This window comes from Homoserinimonas sp. A520, from assembly GCF_054489245.1.
Window position 1 is genome coordinate 22,873 of record NZ_JBTMWX010000003.1, and the last position, 14,224, is coordinate 37,096.

The 14,224-nt window shown below is 66.0% G+C and carries 12 protein-coding genes; 5 read left to right on the forward strand and 7 right to left on the reverse strand.

Annotated features, from left to right (window positions below; translation table 11 throughout):
- Positions 1 to 47: 47 nt before the first annotated feature.
- Positions 48 to 1,163: a baeRF11 domain-containing protein gene (locus tag ACX3PH_RS08730; RefSeq protein ID WP_459091519.1), complete on the reverse strand. Its 1,116-nt coding sequence runs from the start codon at positions 1,161 to 1,163 to the stop codon at positions 48 to 50.
- Positions 1,164 to 1,267: 104 nt separating this feature from the next.
- Between ACX3PH_RS08730 and ACX3PH_RS08735 the strand changes: the two genes are divergently transcribed.
- On the forward strand, positions 1,268 to 1,795 hold the full coding sequence (locus ACX3PH_RS08735; protein WP_459091521.1) for an adenine phosphoribosyltransferase: 528 nt from the start codon (positions 1,268 to 1,270) through the stop codon (positions 1,793 to 1,795).
- A gap of 15 nt (positions 1,796 to 1,810) precedes the next feature.
- Here ACX3PH_RS08735 and ACX3PH_RS08740 read toward each other — a convergent pair whose 3' ends face one another.
- Positions 1,811 to 2,926: a baeRF11 domain-containing protein gene (locus ACX3PH_RS08740; protein WP_459091523.1), complete on the reverse strand. Its 1,116-nt coding sequence runs from the start codon at positions 2,924 to 2,926 to the stop codon at positions 1,811 to 1,813.
- Between the two features lie 182 nt (positions 2,927 to 3,108).
- Between ACX3PH_RS08740 and ACX3PH_RS08745 the strand changes: the two genes are divergently transcribed.
- Both ACX3PH_RS08745 and ACX3PH_RS08750 read left to right on the forward strand, forming a co-directional pair.
- Complete coding sequence (locus ACX3PH_RS08745; protein WP_459092384.1) at positions 3,109 to 4,224, forward strand: LLM class flavin-dependent oxidoreductase; 1,116 nt, start codon at positions 3,109 to 3,111, stop codon at positions 4,222 to 4,224.
- Complete coding sequence (locus ACX3PH_RS08750; RefSeq protein WP_459091526.1) at positions 4,224 to 4,862, forward strand: FMN reductase; 639 nt, start codon at positions 4,224 to 4,226, stop codon at positions 4,860 to 4,862. The genes ACX3PH_RS08745 and ACX3PH_RS08750 overlap by 1 nt, the downstream gene beginning before the upstream one ends.
- Before the next feature lie 4 nt (positions 4,863 to 4,866).
- Here ACX3PH_RS08750 and ACX3PH_RS08755 read toward each other — a convergent pair whose 3' ends face one another.
- From ACX3PH_RS08755 to ACX3PH_RS08775, 5 genes are all read right to left on the reverse strand, one after another.
- A complete protein-coding gene (locus tag ACX3PH_RS08755) occupies positions 4,867 to 6,240 on the reverse strand; it encodes an NAD(P)(+) transhydrogenase (Re/Si-specific) subunit beta (protein ID WP_459091528.1) in 1,374 nt (457 codons plus the stop codon).
- Positions 6,237 to 6,551 (reverse strand): NAD(P) transhydrogenase subunit alpha part 2, encoded by a 315-nt coding sequence (locus tag ACX3PH_RS08760; RefSeq protein ID WP_459091530.1) that lies wholly within the window; start codon positions 6,549 to 6,551, stop codon positions 6,237 to 6,239. Before ACX3PH_RS08760 ends, ACX3PH_RS08755 begins: the two co-directional genes overlap by 4 nt.
- Positions 6,551 to 7,696 (reverse strand): Re/Si-specific NAD(P)(+) transhydrogenase subunit alpha, encoded by a 1,146-nt coding sequence (locus ACX3PH_RS08765; RefSeq protein ID WP_459091532.1) that lies wholly within the window; start codon positions 7,694 to 7,696, stop codon positions 6,551 to 6,553. Before ACX3PH_RS08765 ends, ACX3PH_RS08760 begins: the two co-directional genes overlap by 1 nt.
- A gap of 266 nt (positions 7,697 to 7,962) precedes the next feature.
- Positions 7,963 to 8,634, reverse strand: coding sequence for a response regulator (locus tag ACX3PH_RS08770; protein WP_459091534.1), 672 nt, complete (start codon positions 8,632 to 8,634; stop codon positions 7,963 to 7,965).
- Entirely contained in the window at positions 8,631 to 10,607 is a 1,977-nt protein-coding gene (locus ACX3PH_RS08775; protein ID WP_459091536.1) for a sensor histidine kinase, read from the reverse strand. The genes ACX3PH_RS08770 and ACX3PH_RS08775 overlap by 4 nt, the downstream gene beginning before the upstream one ends.
- A 213-nt stretch (positions 10,608 to 10,820) precedes the next feature.
- On the opposite strand from ACX3PH_RS08775, the gene ACX3PH_RS08780 reads away from it, so the two are divergent.
- Together ACX3PH_RS08780 and ACX3PH_RS08785 are read left to right on the forward strand one after the other, a co-directional pair.
- Positions 10,821 to 11,489, forward strand: a complete 669-nt coding sequence (locus ACX3PH_RS08780; protein ID WP_459091538.1) for a hypothetical protein — start codon at positions 10,821 to 10,823, stop codon at positions 11,487 to 11,489.
- Between the two features lie 382 nt (positions 11,490 to 11,871).
- The gene (locus tag ACX3PH_RS08785) at positions 11,872 to 14,166 is read left to right on the forward strand and encodes a polyribonucleotide nucleotidyltransferase (RefSeq protein WP_459091540.1); all 2,295 of its coding nucleotides are present in this window, start codon (positions 11,872 to 11,874) and stop codon (positions 14,164 to 14,166) included.
- The last annotated feature ends 58 nt before the right edge of the window (positions 14,167 to 14,224 follow it).

Sequence of the window (14,224 nt, forward strand, 5' to 3'; positions counted from 1 at the left end):
CCGTCACCTTCGGGTGGCGGCCCGTTCTCTATTCAACCCGTTCCCGTTCAGAGGGGATAGCGCAGGACCGCGGCGACGGGCGACCCATCGGTGAGGTCCTTGTTCCGTACCGCCATCACGGCGCCACCGGAGCGCAGCACTCGCGATGCGATCTCATCGACCAGCGGGTAGGTGTCTGGGCCCTGTTCGCTCGCCTTTGTCACCTGACCTTGGTCGTCAATCGTTCCCTGGATACTGGACTCCACATCGAAATGGAGCGTGGCTATCGCGGCGGCGGTTGCCGCGCGGGCGACGTCGTCGAACCTGCTGGTGGCAAGTCCCTGGCTCCGCTTGGTGCCGAAGGACTCCTTCCACTGCACCAGCTCCCGGCGGTAGTGCTGTTCCAGGATGGCCTTCGCCTTCGTGTCGAGCTCGTCCCGGCTCAGCGAGTCCGGATGCACCTCGATGCCCTCGGGAAGCAGTGCCGGGTAAGTGTTCACGGAGCGATAGCTTGGCCCGAAGTCGTTCGACGCAGCGAGGATCAGCGGGAGCCGATTGTCGCCGATCTGCTCGAGAACCGCGTCCTGGATGATGCGGCAGTACCGTTGCTGCTCGATGCGCTGGCCGTGGGACCCCATCGCGCGACCGCGGTCGGCCTGCCCATCGTTGTCGGCATGCTCGAGCACGCTGTGAAGATCTGACGGCAGCGCCAGGTCGAGCTTGATCGGCCGGCTCCCGGCGGCAATCCCGTAGAAGCAGACGTCACCTTCCGTCACGGCGAGCACATAACCGGCATTCGCCGTTCCCAGGGAGCGCAACAGGGGTCCGACCCGGAAACGGTCGCCGACGACCACCGTCTCCGGCACGCGGTAGAGCAGCCGGAAAGCGTGCAGGGCATCCGGCGCGACGAGTATGCCGAGGCCCTCCGCTTGGTTCTGCCAGAACTCCGGGTCATCGTCCAGCTCCGAGACCAGGTCAAGGACACGGTCGATGACGACCTTGTCCACCTGCTGGCTTTCGAGTCGTGTGCCGGCCTGCCGTGCTGCATTCTTCAACGCCAGGCGCATCGCCTGGTTCTCGGTGGGGAGGGGGGACGATGGCAGGTAAATGCTGACGCTTGCGTCATCCCGGTGATCTGTCAGTTCGGTCAATTGAGTCGTGGACGGAATCGTTGCGGGGATCATGCATTCACGCTACGCCGGAGGCCCTGAAGGTGCAGCCAAGTTCATGGATCTTCAAGGTTTGCGCGGAGGCGGGCGCCCCGTCGAGCGTTCGGTAACGTTGTCTTGTGCCAGAATCTGCCGCTTCGGCTGTGACCTCCCGCCTGTCCACTGTTCCCGATTTCCCCGAGAAGGGGGTCCTGTTCCGTGATCTCACGCCGGTGCTGGCGGATGCTCGGAGCTTTGCCGCGGTGGTCGACAACCTCGGCGATGCCTTTGCCGGGCAATTCGACGCCGTCGCCGGGGTGGAGGCCAGAGGTTTCCTTCTGGCGTCCGCCGTCGCCTATCGCGCTGGCACGGGCGTGATTGCCGTGCGCAAGGCAGGCAAGCTTCCCGGGCCGGTCATCACCGAGCGGTATTCGCTGGAGTACGGCGAGGCTGCTCTCGAGATCGAGCCAGGGCATGTGCCGACGGGGTGCCGCGTGCTCATCCTGGACGACGTGCTGGCCACCGGCGGAAGCGTCAACGCCACTGCCCGGCTGTTGCAGCGGGCCGACTGCACGATCGCCGGCGTCGGCGTTGTTCTCGAGCTGGAGGGCCTGGGCGGGCGAGAACGGGTCGGCGACCTCCGATTGCACTCAATTCTCAGCTTGTAGGGCTGTGCCCGATCGTTAGAGCGCGTAGCGCAGGGTTGCGGCCACCGGCGAGTCGTCCGGGAGGTCGGCCGCGCGCACGGCCTTGACGGTGCCGCCACTGCGCAGTACCCGTGCGGCAACCTCGTCGACGATGCCGTAGGTCGTCGGCCCAGGCGCGTCGGCGGAATGGACCACCCCGACGTCGTCGATGGTTCCCTCCAGGGTGGAGTCGATGTCGAAAAACAGCCCGTCCACTGCTCCCGCAGTGGCCGCCCTGGCAACTTCGCCCAGCTGACTGGTGGCGAGGCCGTTGCTGTGTTGTGTCCCGAAGAGTTCCCGCCATTGGCTCAATTCAGCGGCATAGTGTCCGTCGAGGATCTCCCGCGTGCGGGCATCCAGTTCGTCGATCGTCAACGACTCGGGGTTCGCCTGGATTCCGCGATCGAGCAGCCCTGGATAGCTGTTGATTTCCCGATATGCCGGCTCCAGCGCACGACTTGCTGCCAGGACGAGCGGTAAGGCTGTGTCCCCGATGCGGTCCAGCACGGCGTCCTGCACCAATCGACAGTAGCGCTGCTGCTCGATCCTCTGCCCGGTTGCGCCGTCGGCGCTTTCGCGGTCGAACCGACCGCTCGTCGTCGTGTACTCGAGCACCGTGTGGAGGTCGGCGGGCAGCCCGGGAAGGTCGAGTTCGACGGGGTGCTGGTTGGCCGACAGCTCCAGCAAGTGCACATCGCCCTCCGTCACCGAGAGCACGAAACCGCCGTGGGGAAAAGTCACTGACCGCAGCAGGGTGCCGATGTCGAAGCGGTCCCCGACGCTGACCTGGCTCTGGAGATCGTTCGCCAACCGGAACGCGTGCATCACGCCGGGGGCGGCGAAGACGGCGATTGCGCGGGATTGGTTCTGCCAGAATTCCCGGTCCGATTCGAGGGCGCGCAGGGTGTCGCCCAACGCCGTGATCCGCGGTTTCGGCATACCGATCTCGGCCAGCTGGGCCTCGGCATCATTGATGGCATTCTTGAGAGCGATCTTGACCGCATCGGTCTCGGTCGGCAACGGCGACGACGGCAGGTAGATGCTGACACTGGGCTCATCGCGGTGGTCGGTCAGCTCGGACAGATCAGCAGGGGTGGGAAGTGTAAGGCGCATGAATCCGACCATACGCAGGTGAGCGGTGAAGCTCCTGAGTCGTGCGGGACGAGGGCTGGGAGTGTGCTGGGGGAAATGAAGGGAATAGTTTCGGATGCGACCGGGTTGGCATACAATGTATATGCAAACGCATAGAAAGGCTTGAGCGTATGAACGCCACACCCGCTGCCGGCAATCGGCAGATGCAGTTCGGAATCTTCAGCGTCGGTGACATCACCACCGACCCCACCACCGGCAAGACACCTACCGATGCATCGCGTCTGCAGGACGTCCTCACCATCGCGCAGCACGCCGAAGAGGTCGGCCTCGACGTCTTCGCGATGGGGGAGCATCACAACCCGCCGTTCTTCCCTTCGAGCCCGGTGGCGATCAACAGCTGGCTGGCCGCCAAGACCAACCGCATCATCCTGTCGACCGCGACCACGCTCATCACCACCAACGACCCGGTGCGCCTGGCGGAGGACTACGCCATGCTGCAACACCTCTCCGGTGGACGAATGGACCTCACGCTGGGCCGCGGCAACACCGGACCGGTGTACCCGTGGTTCGGCGAAGACATCCGCCAGGGCATCCCGCTCGCGCTCGAGAAGTACGCCCTGCTGCGCAAGCTCTGGCGCGAAGACTACGTCGACTGGGAAGGCCAGTTCCGCACGCCGCTGCAAGGCTTCCAGTCAACGCCGCGCCCCCTCGACGGAACGCCGCCCTTCGTCTGGCACGGCAGCATCCGCAGCCCCGAAATCGCCGAGCAGGCCGCGTTCTACGGTGACGGATTCTTCTCGAACCACATCTTCTGGCCGGGCAGCCACACCGCCAAGATGGTCGGCTTCTACCGCCAGCGGTTCGAGCACCACGGCCACGGCACGGCAGCGCAGGCGATCGTCGGCCTCGGCGGCCAGGCGTTCATGCGAAAGAATTCGCAGGACGCGGTGAACGAGTTCCGCCCGTACTTCGACCAGGCACCCGTCTACGGAAACGGCCCCAGCCTGGAGGAGTTCACCTCGCAGACTCCGCTGACCGTCGGCAGCCCGCAGCAGGTCATCGACCGCACGCTCAGTTTCCGCGACTACGTCGGCGACTACCAGCGCCAGCTCTGGCTGATGGACCACGCCGGACTTCCGCTGAAGACCGTGCTCGAGCAGCTCGACCTTCTCGGCGGCGAGGTGGTTCCGGTGCTGCGCAAGGAGATGGCCAAGAACCGCCCGGCCGAGGTTCCGGATGCTCCGACCCACGAATCAGTGAAGGCAGCGAATGCGGCAGCAGCCGTCGCGGCCGCCGAGAAGAACGTAGGGGTGAAGTAATGGGCGCTGTCAAGGAAAAGCGCCGGATCGCCGTCGTCTCCGCCGGGCTCAGCAAGCCGTCATCCACGCGGATGCTGGCCGACCGCCTGGCCGACGCAGTCGTGTCCCGGCTGGTCGAGAAGGGTTACGACGTCACCGTCGAGACCTTCGAGTTGCGGGACACTGCGCAGGACGTGACCAACAACATGTTGACCGGGTTCCCCAGCCCAGCGCTGGAGGAGGTCATCGACAAGGTGACCACTGCCGACGGGCTCATCGTGGTGACTCCGATCTTCACGACCAGCTACAACGGCCTGTTCAAGTCCTTCTTCGACGTGATCGACAACCAGGCGCTCGTCGACATGCCGGTGCTCATCGGGGCCACCGCGGGAACGGCCAGGCACTCGCTGGTGCTCGACTACGCCATGCGCCCGTTGTTCACCTACCTGCACGCGATCGTCGCACCGACCGGGGTATTCGCCGCATCATCCGATTGGGGCAGCGGTGCCGACAAGGTCAAAACATTGCACGACCGGGTGGAGCGCGCTGCCGGAGAGCTTGCCTCTTTGGTCGAGGCGTCCACCCGCTCCAGCGAAGTCCGTGACCCGTTCGCGCTCGACGCCTCGTTCAGCCCGACCGGCTCCTACGTGATCGACTGACGCGTTACAACGCCTTCACCGCACCGAGTACCTGCGTGAGCGACGCCTTGGCGTCGCCGAACAGCAGCGCGGTTTTCGGGTCGTAGAGCAACTCGTTCTCGATTCCGGCGAACCCTGGCCGCATCGACCTCTTGAGGAACACCACCTGGCCGGCCTGTCCGACCTCAAGGATCGGCATGCCGTAGATGGGGGATCCCGCACTGGTCTTCGCCGCGGGGTTGACCACATCGTTGGCGCCAACGACCAGCACCACATCGGTGTGGGCGAACTCGGCGTTCACCTCATCCAGTTCCTTGAGCAGTTCGTACGGCACGTTCGCCTCGGCAAGCAACACGTTCATGTGGCCGGGCATCCGGCCGGCCACCGGGTGGATGCCGAACGTCACGTCGATGCCGCGCTCCTCCAGCGCTTCGGCCAGCTCAGCGATGGTGTGCTGGCCCTGTGCAACGGCCAGGCCGTAGCCGGGAACGATGACCACTCGCTGCGCATAGCCGAGCTGAACAGCGACGTCCTCAGCGGACGAGGACCGGACCGGTCGGTCGCTGACGGTTGTGGACCCGGCAGTGGAACCGCCGCGGAAGGCGCCGAACATGATCCCGCTGACGCTTCGGCCCATGGCTTTCGCCATCGCCTGGGTCAGGATGGTTCCGCTGGCACCCACGAGAGTTCCCGCGACGAGCAGCAGCACGTTGCCGAGCACGACACCGGATGCCGCGACGGCGAGACCGGTGAAGGCGTTCAGCAGCGAGATGACGATCGGCACATCCGCCCCGCCGACCGGCAGAACCAGGAGAACTCCGGCAACCAGCCCGAGCAGCAGGAGCCCGACGGCCCAGGACCAGGCCCCGGTGATGACCACGAGTGTGCCGGCGGCGAGCGAGGCGAGCAACACGATCGACATGACCCAGGCGAGCCCCGGAAAGAGGATCGGGCGGGTGGTGATGAGTTCCTGCAACTTCAACACCGTCACTGCTGAGCCCGCGAAGGACACCGCACCGACCAGCATCGTGAACACGATTGCGACCCGAACCCAGAGGTCCTCGTTGTGCCCGAGCTCAAGCACCGCGACCAGTGCGGCCGCGCCGCCGCCGACACCGTTGAACAGCGCAACCAGTTGCGGCATCTGGGTCATCTGCACCTTGCGGGCGATGGGAACGGCGATCGCCGAGCCCACCAGGATGGCCGCGATGATGAGCACCACGTTGTCGAGTTCCATCGACAGGAACACCGTGACGACGGCCAGTACGGCGCCGGCGGCCCCGATCAGGTTTCCGCGACGTGCGCTTTGCGGCGAGCTGAGCCCCTTGAGGGCGAGGATGAAGCAGACTGCGGCCACCAGGTAGGCGAGCGCGGTGATCTCGGGAGCGAGGATGTTCACTTGGCGTCACCTTCCGACGAGGCAGAGGCCGGTTTCTTACGGCCACGGAACATTTCGAGCATCCGGTCGGTGACCACGAAGCCGCCGACCAGGTTCGCTGTTGCGAGCACCACGGCGATCAGCGCAACCGTGAGCAGCAGGGGATCGCCGGTCTGGCCGGCGACGATGATCGCACCGATCAGGATGATGCCGTGGATGGCATTGGCACCGGACATCAGCGGCGTGTGCAGCTTGCTGGTCACCTTGGAGACCACCTCGAAGCCGACGAAGACGGCAAGCACAACCACCGTCAAGAGCGTGACAGCATCCATTATTTCTGTCCTTCCAGGGCTTCGGCGGTCGGTGCGTGGCGCACGGTGCCTTCGTGGGTGAGGCAGGCGCCGGCGATGACCTCGTCATCGAAGTCCAGCGCCAGCTGACCGTCGGCGATCATGAGGGTGAGCAGGTTGGAAACGTTCTTCGCGTAGAGGCGCGAGGCGTCCGTCGGGATGGCCGACGGCGCATCCGCGAGGCCGACGAGGGTCACGTGACCACCGTCGACGGCGACCTTCACGTCACTGCCTGCGACGACGCCCTCGACGTTTCCGCCGCTCTCGGCGGCCAGATCCACCACCACGGATCCGGCGCGCATCCCGGCCACCATGTCGGCGGTGACCAGCAGGGGGGCGGCCCGGCCGGGGATGGCAGCCGTGGTGATCAGGATGTCTGCAGCAGCGACGTGGGGTGCGAGCAGCTGACGCTGACGCTCCGCGCGGTCGTCGCTCAACGCTCGGGCGTAGCCGCCGGTGCCGGCGCTCTCAGCCGCGTCGAGATCGAGGTTGATGAAGGTGCCGCCCATCGACTTCACCTCGTCGGCGGATGCCGGGCGGATGTCGTTGGCTGAGACCCGGGCACCCAGCCGCTTGGCGGTGCCGATGGCCTGGAGCCCGGCGACGCCGGCGCCCAGCACGAGAACCTTGGCCGGGGGAATGGTTCCGGCGGCGGTCATGTACAGGGGGAAGAAGCGCGGGAACCGGGTGGCCGCCTCCAGCACGGCGCGGTAGCCGGCCACCAGGGCTTGGGAGCTGAGCGCGTCCATCGATTGGGCGCGGGAGATGCGGGGGAGCAGCTCCAGCGCGAACGACGTCACGTTTCGTGCCGCGAGAGCACTGACGGTGGGGAGTTCGGATGCCGGGGAGGCGAGCCCGATCGTCACCGCCTGTTCCTTCAGCCGGGCGGCATCCGCTGGAGACAACGCGCGAACATGGCAGTAGACATCGAGCGTCTCCAACTCGAGCTTCGGGACGACGGATGCCCCGGCAGCCTCGTACGCTCCGTCCGCGTACCCGGATTCCACGCCAGCACCGGATTCGACGATGACCTCCAGGTCGAGCGCCGCCAATGTCGCGACGGTTTCCGGCGTAGCCGCCACCCGTCGTTCTCCTGCGCGGCTCTCCCGCACTATTCCAACTCGCATTCGAAGTCCTCTCTGACGCGCATCAGCGTATCGACAGCGAGGCGGCTGTCCGGCGATATGACGCGCGTCCGCCGCGAAAGAAACGTCGAAATTTCGTCCACGGTGTCCACAACTGGATGTTTCGGGCCCATGCGCGCAGGACAGCGACCAGGTGTGGAGGCACCACCTCGAGTTGTCCACGGTCAATGACATCGACGACGAGGTGGTCGCCTGGCGGAGGGAGGCGTTCGATGCGGTGAGCTGAGACCGCGATCATCCAGGGGGCATCAGGCGCGGGCAGTGCCGAAGCCAAGTTTGCGAGCCCGCACCACCGCTTCGCCACGATCGGTCGCCTGCAGCTTTCCGATGATGGTCGACACGTGATTACGCACCGTCTTGGGCGAGAGGAACAGGCGGGCAGCGATGGTCTGGTTACCCCATCCCTCGGCCATCAAACCCAGCACATCCCGCTCGCGCGGCGTCAGCCCTGCCGCATCCAGAACACCATCGTCGGCGTCGACGGCAGTATTGCTGCCCGGCAGGCCGGCGAAATGCGCCTGCACGCGCTTGGCGACTCCCTGCCCGAGCAGAAGTACCTCGCCTCCAGCAACCGCCTCGATTCCGCGCACGAGTTCTTCCTTACCGACGCCCTTGACCAGGTAACCCATCGCGCCTGCCCGAAGCGCTGCGAAAACGGATGCGTCGTCATCCGACATGGTGAATGCGACGACTGCGGTGTCCGGCACCTTCTCAAGGATTTGCCGGGTCGACTCGATGCCGGAGAAGTCGGGCAGGGAGAGGTCCATCAACACCACAGTCGGCCGGTGTTCGACGGCCAGGCGGACGGCCTCGCCCGCAGTTGCGGCCTCAGCGACGACTCGCAGTTCGCTTCTGGCCAGCGCGGCGCTCACACCGTCACGGACGATCGGATGGTCGTCGACGACGAGGACGGTGATCACTGCACGATCACCGCCAGCGGCAGTTCCGCCGTCACCGTCGTTCCGCCCCCGGAACGCTCGGTGATGCGCAGGCGACCACCGATCTCCTCCGCGCGTGCTCTCATCGATGGCACTCCGACCCCCTCCCTGGACGCGTTTCCCGCAGTGTCGATCCCGCGACCGTCATCGTCGACGCGGATGACCAGGATGCCCTCGAGGACGTGTGCTCGAACCGTGCACGTGGTCGCACCGGCGTGGCGAACGACGTTCGCGAGCGCTTCAGTCGCGATCCGATAGGCGGCAACCTCGGCGGCTGGGGGAATTCTCGGCAGCGGGGCGAAGACCAACTCGACCGGCAGCCCGCCGGCGGAGAGCGAACGAGCATGCTCGGCCAGGGATTCGGCGAGACCGAGCTGGTCCAGCTCCGCCGGGCGAAGGCCGTCCAGGTTCCGGCGAAGGCTGGCGATGACACCCTGCAGCGACTGCTTCACCCGCCGGGCGAGGTCGGCGGCGGCTTCGGCGTCGGCCGCGACCGAGTCCACGAGGGCATCCACCTGCAGTGTCATGCCGGCAAGCGTTGGCCCGAGCCCGTCGTGCAAGTCTCGGCGCAGTCGCAGCCGCTCCTCTTCACGCGCAACGACCAGGGCCGCGCGTGACGCCTGCAGGGACTCGCTCATCGTGGCCGCGTGCGCGACAAGCGCAAGCTGCTGGGTGAGGGCGGCAACGACCGCGAGATCTGCCGGCGTCAGCGAGTCACCGCGATTTCGTGGAGCGACGGTGAGCCGGCCCAACTGGGTGCCGAACGCGATGAGATCGAACCCTGCGCGTTCCGCCGTGCTGTCACCCCAGTGCGATCCGGGCTTGCCATCCAACTCGATCCCGACGTATCCGAGGTGGAGACTCTCCCCGATCTGCGCCACCGCGGCGGCAACGAGTTCGTCCGGTTCGTGGGCAGCTCCGACGCCGGTCGCCACAGCCGTCAAGGCGCGCTGGGGGTTTCTCCGGTCCCGGAACAGCCGCCTTTCAACCAGCGAGGTGACGGCATCCTTGAGCGGCGATATCCCGACAGCGACGATGGCGCTCGCCGCCAGAGTGGCCACGGCCGATGCCTCGAACCCGATCAGGCTGGTCGCTCCCCAGAGCACCCCTGCGTACACGACGACCACGGCCGAAGTCACGACGGCGTACACCGCCGACCGCTTGAACACCACGTCGATGTCGAACAACCTGGCATCCAGCACCGCCGCGGCGGTGGCGAGCGGGAGAGCGACGACCTGCAATCCTTCGAGAACGGCACCAACGGCCGGGTCCAGCGACGGGAATGCCAGTCCAAGCGAGAATCCGACGACCACCAGGGCGATGATGAGCAGTGCCGCAAGGCCCAACCAGGAGAGCTGTCTGCGCGACTGGCCTGCTGCGCCGCGCCAGCGCAGCACCAGCGCGGTTGCGGCTGTCAGGGTGACGAGTGCACTGGCCACCAGGAGGAGGTCGATGCCGGCGCTCGCGACGCCGGCAAACGCCGGAACGGCCAGTGGGGATGCGATGCCCGGTACCAGCTCATCCGGATTCACCGCGACCAGCACCAGGAGAGCCAGCACGAGCACAGCGACCGCCCAAGTCAGACACCGTCCCAGCCGGTCTCGGATGCGCCCATCCGGGAACAGCAGAAGCGGCAGCGTCGTGAGGGTGACCCAGGCGATGCCGAACAGCGCGAGAGATGCCAGCAGCACCCAGCCATCACTCGCAAGCTCACCCATGATCGCGGCGAGCATGGTGGCCGCGCCTGAGCCGACGAAAACCCAGCCGATGGCGTTGCGTGCCCTGGCTGCGACGATCACCGAGCCGATCAGCGCGAGCACCGCGAAGCTGCTGAGCCAGATCAGGTCGGAGAGCTGCGTTTCCCCTTCGGCGAGACCGACCGCGATCAGGGTGGTGATGAGGGCGCCAGTGATCGCGAACGCAGTGAGCGGAGCGTGTCGAACGCGTTGTCGCATGTGATCCTCGGCGTGGTCCGGTGGTTTCGCGTCAGTCTATGAGTGAACCTCGCCCGGCACAGGGGACGTTCGTCCCGACTTCGCCGCCGGTTACCCGGGACAGCCGTCGTGCTGATGAGGACGCGATGAGGACGGATGCCACTCGCGGCCACCCGACGCCAGGGGCGAGTCTCGAAGGGTGCGGCCACCGTGACCGTGCAGAACGGAGAACCCATGTCAGTCCCTGCTGAAACCCAGGCCGATCGGCCGACGCACCCACGATCGAAGCGACGAATCACCTTCGGCGCATTCAGCGGCGCACTCGTCACCGCCCTGCTGTTCGCCGCCTGGGCCCCGGACCCCGCGACGGACACCTCGCCCGCCGGTCTACGCGAGTACCTGGAGGCATCCGGTGACGCGCTGCAGGTCTACTCCCTCCTGCTTGCGGTCGCCGCGACGGCCGTCGCGTTCTTCAGTGCCCACCTTCGAGGTGTGCTGCGCCGGGCATCCGCCGACACCGGCTATGGTGCCGATTTCGTGTTCGGTGGCGGAGTGCTCTGCGCGGCCTGGCTGCTTATCGCCGCCGGCTTCACCGGCTCGCTGGCCTTCAGCGACTTCGCCGCACTCGATGACACCCTCCTTATCTCGTATTGGGGACTCGGCGCAGTTGGAGACATGGTGGGTACAGCTGCTTTCGTCGTCAAGGGCGCGGTGATGGTTGCGGCGTCGCTGGTGATTCTCCGTACCCGCGCCCTCGCTGCCTGGGTGGGATGGCTGGGGCTCGCGTTCGGCGCCCTGACCTGGGCCGCACTGGCGGTCGACCCCTTGTTCTACGCAGGAATCTTCGCGTTCGCGCTTTGGCCACTGGCCATCTCGATCGCGGTTCTGTTTCGCCGCCGCTGAGCGGTGGTCGCTGACGTTGTCGCGGTGTCGCTGTCCCGACCAGGACGGCGCGCCGCGATGACGCTAGGCGCTACAAGGGGAGACTGGTAAGCTCTACGAGGTTGCCCAAGGGCATCCGCTCAGTCACATTGAACTGAGCACAATTTAATACTGAGCAACCTATGGAGCAGGCCGGCAAGACGCTGGTCACCGGTGGTGATTTTCCAGACACGAGGTCTGGCGGATTTCTACTGTTGGCCAGACATGCGCCCCACTCTAGGGACCTTCGCACGTACACAGCCGGACGCCTGTCCAGGACTACGTGTCATCGAACCCGCTCCTGCTCCTTGATGAGTCGCGGCCCAATACGGGGTTGCGACGTAAAACAAAGGAGACACCCTTTATGGAGGGTCCAGAAATCAAATTCGCCGAAGCCGTTCTCGATAACGGCAAGTTCGGCAAGCGTACGGTCCGTTTTGAGACCGGCCGCCTCGCCCAGCAGGCACAGGGTGCCGTCGCTGCCTATCTTGACGAAGAAACCATGCTGCTCAGCGCGACCAGCGCCGGCAAGCACCCGCGTGAGGGCTTCGACTTCTTCCCGCTCACCGTCGATGTCGAAGAGCGTTCCTATGCAGCCGGAAAGATCCCCGGATCGTTCTTCCGTCGTGAGGGCCGCCCATCGACCGAGGCCATCCTGGTCTGCCGCCTGATCGACCGTCCGCTGCGCCCGTCATTCGTTGACGGCCTGCGCAACGAGGTTCAGATCGTCATCACCGTCCTGAGTATCGCCCCGGGCGAGTTCTACGACGCACTGGCCATCAACGCGGCTTCCGCGTCGACCCAGATCTCCGGCCTGCCCTTCAGCGGCCCGATTGCCGGCATCCGCATGGCGCTCATCCCGAACTCGAACGGCGCAGACCAGTGGGTTGCGTTCCCGAACGTCACGCAGCTTGAAGAGGCTGTCTTCGACCTGACCGTCGCCGGTCGCATCGTCACCGACGCCAATGGTGCAGAGGACATCGCGATCATGATGGTCGAGGCCGAGGCCACCGAAGGTTCCTGGAACCTGATCAAGGCCGGCGCCACCAAGCCCGACGAGACCGTCGTCGCCCAGGGCCTTGAGGCGTCCAAGCCGTTCCTCATGCAGCTGGCCAAGGCGCAGTCCGAGATGGCAGCCCAGTCGGCGAAGGAGATCCAGGACTTCCCGGTCTTCACCGCGTACGACCAGGAGACCTACGACGCTGTCGCCGGCCTCGCCTTCGACCGCCTCAAGGACATCTACCAGATCGCCGCGAAGACGGAACGCCAGGGCGCGGATGACGCGCTCAAGGACGAGGTCAAGTCCGCGATCGCCGCCAAGGTCACCGCCGGGGAACTGCCGGAGGCTGCCAACGGACAGGTGTCTGCCGCCTACAAGTCGGTCACCAAGAAGATCGTTCGCGACCGCATCCTCACCGAGGGCGTCCGCATGGACGGCCGCGGCCTGGCCGACATCCGCCCGCTGGATGCTGAAGTTCAGGTCATCCCGCGCGTTCACGGTTCAGCGATCTTCCAGCGCGGCGAGACCCAGATCCTGGGTGTCACCACGCTGAACATGCTGAAGATGGAGCAGCAGATCGACTCGCTGAGCCCGATCACCAAGAAGCGCTACCTGCACCACTACAACTTCCCGCCGTACTCGACCGGTGAGACCGGCCGGGTTGGTTCTCCGAAGCGTCGCGAGATCGGGCACGGCTTCCTCGCCGAGCGCGCCCTCGTGCCGGTGCTGCCGGGCCGCGAGGAGTTCCCGTACGCGATCCGCCAGGTGTCCGAGGCTCTCGGTTCCAACGGTTCGACGTCGATGGGCTCCGTCTGCGCATCCACCTTGTCCCTGCTCAATGCCGGTGTGCCGCTGCGCGCCCCGGTTGCCGGCATCGCCATGGGCCTCGTCTCCGACACGGTTGACGGCGAAACGCGCTACGCGGCGCTGACCGACATCCTGGGTGCGGAGGACGCCCTCGGCGACATGGACTTCAAGGTCGCCGGTACGAGCGAGTTCATCACCGCGATCCAGCTCGACACCAAGCTCGCGGGGCTCCCGTCGTCGGTGCTCGATGGCGCGCTGAAGCAGGCCAAGGAAGCCCGCACGGCGATCCTCTCGGTGATCAACGCCGCGATCGACGCTCCTGACGAGATGGCGCCGACCGCGCCGCGCGTCATCAGCGTGCAGATCCCGATCGACAAGATCGGCGAGCTGATCGGCCCGAAGGGCAAGAACATCAACCAGATCCAGGATGACACCGGAGCCGACATCTCAATTGAGGATGACGGAACGGTGTACATCGGTGCGGTTGACGGCCCATCTGCTGAGGCCGCCCGCATGGCGGTCAACGCCATCGCGAACCCGCTGAACCCCGAGGTGGGGGAGCGGTTCCTGGGCACGGTCGTGAAGATCGCCACCTTCGGTGCGTTCGTCTCGCTCATGCCCGGCCGTGACGGCCTGCTGCACATCTCCGAGGTGCGCAAGCTTGCCGGTGGAAAGCGCGTCGAGAACGTCGAAGACGTGCTCGGTGTCGGCCAGAAGATCCAGGTCGAGATCACCAAGATCGATGACCGCGGCAAGCTGTCGCTGGCCCCGGTCCAGGATGAGACCGAAGCGGCGGACACCGACAGCTCGGCGGCAACCGGCGAGCACGCTCAGGCTCCGGCCGAAGGCTAGGAGCGCCAGGTCTGCCCGTAGCCTCTCGCCAGGCTGCGGGTAAGACGAAAGGGCCCAT

Excerpts from the sequence above, each read along its gene's own strand:
- ACX3PH_RS08760 (WP_459091530.1), bottom strand. The coding sequence starts at position 6,551 with ATGGATGCTGTCACGCTCTTGACGGTGGTTGTGCTTGCCGTCTTCGTC.
- ACX3PH_RS08775 (WP_459091536.1), bottom strand. The coding sequence starts at position 10,607 with ATGCGACAACGCGTTCGACACGCTCCGCTCACTGCGTTCGCGATCACT.
- ACX3PH_RS08765 (WP_459091532.1), bottom strand. The coding sequence starts at position 7,696 with ATGCGAGTTGGAATAGTGCGGGAGAGCCGCGCAGGAGAACGACGGGTG.
- ACX3PH_RS08730 (WP_459091519.1), bottom strand. The coding sequence starts at position 1,163 with ATGATCCCCGCAACGATTCCGTCCACGACTCAATTGACCGAACTGACA.
- ACX3PH_RS08740 (WP_459091523.1), bottom strand. The coding sequence starts at position 2,926 with ATGCGCCTTACACTTCCCACCCCTGCTGATCTGTCCGAGCTGACCGAC.
- ACX3PH_RS08780 (WP_459091538.1), top strand. The coding sequence starts at position 10,821 with ATGTCAGTCCCTGCTGAAACCCAGGCCGATCGGCCGACGCACCCACGA.
- ACX3PH_RS08750 (WP_459091526.1), top strand. The coding sequence starts at position 4,224 with ATGGGCGCTGTCAAGGAAAAGCGCCGGATCGCCGTCGTCTCCGCCGGG.
- ACX3PH_RS08785 (WP_459091540.1), top strand. The coding sequence starts at position 11,872 with ATGGAGGGTCCAGAAATCAAATTCGCCGAAGCCGTTCTCGATAACGGC.
- ACX3PH_RS08745 (WP_459092384.1), top strand. The coding sequence starts at position 3,109 with ATGCAGTTCGGAATCTTCAGCGTCGGTGACATCACCACCGACCCCACC.